This window comes from Escherichia sp. MOD1-EC7003, assembly GCF_002965065.1.
GTDB lineage: Bacteria > Pseudomonadota > Gammaproteobacteria > Enterobacterales > Enterobacteriaceae > Escherichia.
This window is the reverse complement of record NZ_PTRE01000265.1, coordinates 1-750: the sequence shown is the minus strand read 5'-3', so window position 1 is coordinate 750 and position 750 is coordinate 1. Positions and strand designations below refer to the sequence as shown.

At 46.9% G+C, this 750-nt stretch carries 1 protein-coding gene and 1 pseudogene; both read left to right on the top strand.

Annotation, left to right across the window (positions count from 1 at the left end; genetic code table 11):
* Positions 1-133: 133 nt before the first annotated feature.
* The gene (prlF, locus tag A7090_RS25085; protein WP_105275883.1) at positions 134-469 is read left to right on the top strand and encodes a type II toxin-antitoxin system antitoxin PrlF; all 336 of its coding nucleotides are present in this window, start codon (positions 134-136) and stop codon (positions 467-469) included.
* Positions 469-723, top strand: a pseudogene (locus A7090_RS25080) (type II toxin-antitoxin system YhaV family toxin); the annotation flags it as partial. The gene prlF and the pseudogene A7090_RS25080, both read left to right, overlap by 1 nt.
* Positions 724-750: the final 27 nt, after the last annotated feature.

Genomic DNA, 750 nt, shown 5'->3' with positions numbered 1-750 from the left:
CCTGATTAGCTCCCCTTATATCTCCGCCCGATTGGGCGAGGGTTTACGGGGCATTTGCTAATAATGCATTTGCATTACCTTTGCTGAAGCTTATAATTTGAGCAGAAAACAGGCTGTAAAAGGACAGTGAACAATGCCCGCTAATGCTCGCTCTAACGCTGTACTGACCACTGAATCAAAGGTCACGATACGCGGACAAACAACTATCCCCGCGCCAGTGCGTGAGGCCTTAAAACTGAAGCCAGGCCTGGACAGCATTCATTACGAGATTCTGCCTGGTGGGCAAGTATTTATGTGCCGACGGGGAGATGAACAGGAGGATCATACTATGAATGCATTTTTGCGTTTTCTGGATGCAGATATCCAGAACAACCCGCAAAAAACTCGTCCATTCGACATTCAACAAGGAAAGAAACTTGTCGCTGGCATGGACGTCAACATTGATGATGAGATTGGCGACGACGAATAATGGATTTTCCGCAAAGGGTTAATGGTTGGGCGCTATATACTCATCCCTGTTTTCAGGAAACCTACGACGCTTTAGTTGCCGAAGTCGAGACATTGAAGGGAAAAGATCCTGAAAATTATCAGAGCAAAGCCGCCACAAAGTTATTGGTGGCAGTTCAGAAAGTGATTGAGGAGCATATCACGGTCAATCCATCATCACCGGCATTCCGTCATGGCAAGTCGGTAAGCGTACAGCCTGAACCGTCTGGTCAGAATCTGACGAATTAGACAAAGTGGTGTCCA

What these genes read in the sequence shown, in the direction of transcription:
- prlF (WP_105275883.1), top strand. Translation starts at nt 134, where the DNA reads ATGCCCGCTAATGCTCGCTCTAACGCTGTACTGACCACTGAATCAAAG.